Annotated in this window: 4 protein-coding genes; 3 read left to right on the plus strand and 1 reads right to left on the minus strand. The window is 59.2% G+C overall.

Translation table 11 applies throughout. The features are described from left to right. Positions 1-307: hypothetical protein (locus WC683_20610; GenBank protein MFA4975014.1), on the minus strand; the 307-nt coding region annotated here is incomplete at its 3' end. Between the two features lie 1,432 nt (positions 308-1,739). Between WC683_20610 and WC683_20615 the strand changes: the two genes are divergently transcribed. The 3 genes from WC683_20615 to WC683_20625 form a co-directional block, all read left to right on the plus strand. Next, on the plus strand, positions 1,740-1,973 hold the full coding sequence (locus WC683_20615; GenBank protein MFA4975015.1) for a hypothetical protein: 234 nt from the start codon (positions 1,740-1,742) through the stop codon (positions 1,971-1,973). A gap of 14 nt (positions 1,974-1,987) precedes the next feature. Then, positions 1,988-2,356, plus strand: coding sequence for a hypothetical protein (locus WC683_20620; GenBank protein ID MFA4975016.1), 369 nt, complete (start codon positions 1,988-1,990; stop codon positions 2,354-2,356). After that, the coding region (locus WC683_20625; protein ID MFA4975017.1) for a hypothetical protein at positions 2,344-2,849 on the plus strand (506 nt) is incomplete at its 3' end. The genes WC683_20620 and WC683_20625, both read left to right, overlap by 13 nt.

Here is a 2,849-nt window from a genome sequence, read left to right on the forward strand (position 1 = left end):
GCGCGTGCATGCCTACCGCGCGCAGGGCGTCAGGCAGCGCGCTTGGAGCTGTGTCGCGCAACCAAAACGGCACTTGGTCAAGCACAGCCTTGCGCATAGAGCACAATCGCGCGCGTTGCGATGCCACGCTAGACGTGTTCGGCCCCGATCGGTTGCACGCGGATACCCAAGCCTCGTACGCGCCAAGCAAGAACTTGTTATCGGATAGATCGGGCACGAGCCCAGCGCGCACAGCGGCTCGTATGTCGGGCGACAGCGCGCGCCAGCGGCGTTCACGTTCACGGACTATTTGGTTGTGCGTTGGCATTGTACGGCTCTCAAGATGTCTAGCAGGACGACTAGCTGTTGCTCACGATCGACAGGCACTGGCGTGCGATCGAAGCAAGCATTACGACGATCGGTCAGCAGCTTAGCCAAACGCTTCAGACGCTTAACATCTTCGTTAGCGATAATAGCCAGGAATTCAACAGGGGTTGGCAAGGGACTGTTCGGTAAATGGGGACGGTGAATAGGCATCCGCAGATACTAGCACAGCTCGAACCCCCGTGCAAGGTGCGCAATCAACTTAAAATGCGGTCGGTTCGAAAAACCTAAATTTCTTTTGACCCCCACTGAGATCATTCGAGGTGTGTCTGCATTAACTGCTTCGAATCATCTCAGTCCCCTCCTTAGTATATTGAGTAATCTGTTGCTAGCGCAATCGGGAACGAATCCGCGGGCTTCCGGCGCAATAACCGTTACATGCCGGCCGGTGCAATAGTGTGAATTTTTTGCCACACTTTGACCTTTTTGCATATCTGGAGGTCGCTGGGTAGGCTGCGTTGCGCAAACTTTTCATAGTAAGAGCTCACAGAACAGCAACGTGTTTGAAATCATTAGCCTTTTCGATAAACGCACGGCAAAAAGCATTTATTTCTCGCGACACGACTAAAAGCAATATGTATTGCGTCTGTGCGCTCGTATAGCAACGCTAAATCAGCACTGTAATCTGCTGAACGCTCGTACAGCAAAAGCAATATATATTGCGTCTGAAAGCAATATATATTGCTTCTGCGCTCGGCCGCCGCGGCGGTGTGCTTCTGTTTAGGCACGCCGTGTGCAGTTACCCCGGGCATGTCTGCCACAATGAGAGTGATTCTCCTTCGCGGGTACGCCGCCCAGATCTGGGCGCGGTACCCGAACGCCACGCAGGGCAGCGTCGAGCAGTCGATGTCTGAGCATGCGGACCGGATAGGTGCTACATATAGTGACCTTATGTCCGCGCGTGTGAACCTATCTGCAGTGCGCGAGGACTCGCCGGATCCACCGACCCCGCCCCGGCACCCCGAGCGCCCAGCCAAATGCACCCACCCACCCGGCCGGCCAGCGCCCAGCCAAATGCACCCGCCCGTCCTGCCCACCCGCGCGCAACTCGAGGCCGAGGCCGAAGGTCTTGCACAGAATTCGACTTTGCACACTAACGCGCGCGATGCGTGGAAGCGTGTGAAGCGCGGGGAGCTGCAGGGAACTATTCTGGCGTCCAGACTATCGCGTCTGTTTTTTCTGTTGGAAAGCTTCGATTCGGCGCCGGTGTCCGACCGACAAGGTGCGAAGTGAAATGCCCTAGAACCGCGAAACAAATGCCGCGCCAACCGCGAAACAACCGGCGCACCCAGCACCCAAACCGAACCAGAAAACCCCGAAAAAGCGCAACCTCCTGTGCCGGTTGCGCAGGCACGAAGAATGCAATAACTTTTATCATGACCGAACTGACCACCACCAACCCGACCACCACCAAATACAACGCGCGGCTACTTATCGGACGTATTAGCCACAGCAAAATCTCCGGAGCCGTCACCGGCACCGTAGAGTCCTCATTCTCGGCTTCTTCGCGCGAAGAAGCAGACGTCAGAGCGCAGCTGGCCGCGAACCGACTCGGAAAGCGCGTCTGGCTATCACTCATTGGCAGCGATGCCACACTATTCACGCCATAACAAGGAGACAAACCATGACACCGACTGAACTATTGTCATTAACGCCGGCTGCTATTGCGCAGCTGCCCGTATTTGACTGTACCGGCTGCTTGGACTGTAACGGCAGCGTCCACTGCACCGACTGCACCCGCTGCTGGAACTGCACCCGCTGCTGGGACTGCCTTGGCTGCACCCGCTGCACCGACTGCACCCGCTGCTCAGGCTGCACCGGCTGCACCGGCTGCTGGGACTGCACCAACTGCACCGGCTGCCGCAACTGCAGCAACTGCATTGGAATCCAAAATGGACTCGTACTGCAATATGTCGCATTTGGTGTGCAGTTGACTGCGCAACAGTGGCAGGAGCTGCAGGAGCTGCGGGAGCCGCAGGAATGTCTACCATAATCTGCACTCACATCGAGCAACATCTACCCGCTGCGTGCGCATTCGTTGGGCGGGACCTGCACGCCGCCGGCTGGACCCTGGCGGCGCCGCTGCCAAAGCCCGGCCGCGGCGCACCAATCCGCTGCATTGCTGGACTGCCCCGGGGGCGTGGGCGCTACTGGCTCGTACTAGGTGCGGCTGCCTTGGGTCTGGGCGCCGGCATTGCCGTGCCGCCCGCTGTGAAGCGCTGCCCGGAGCGGCTAACGGTCAACATGCCAATCGGCGCCCCCAGCAATACTCAGATGCGGCAGTTGGTTCGGGTAGCGTGCACGCGCGGCCTGCACGGGACGCCTGTGGCTGTGCCGGGTCCGTTCCCCTTGCGCCGATGCGTGTCGTTCAGCGCGCCTGTGAGGGCTGCACTCGAGGCTGCGCAGGCGCGGCACGGCGGGTCGATCGCGGAGTGGGTGCGCTGTCTGGTGCTGCCACCGCCTGTGCCACCGGCACCGCCTGTGCC

This window comes from bacterium (assembly GCA_041648665.1).
GTDB lineage: Bacteria > UBA10199 > UBA10199 > 2-02-FULL-44-16 > JAAZCA01 > JAFGMW01.

Bases quoted from the DNA above. Each gene is read 5' to 3' on its own strand.
- WC683_20615 (MFA4975015.1), top strand. From the start codon at position 1,740: ATGACCGAACTGACCACCACCAACCCGACCACCACCAAATACAACGCG.
- WC683_20620 (MFA4975016.1), top strand. From the start codon at position 1,988: ATGACACCGACTGAACTATTGTCATTAACGCCGGCTGCTATTGCGCAG.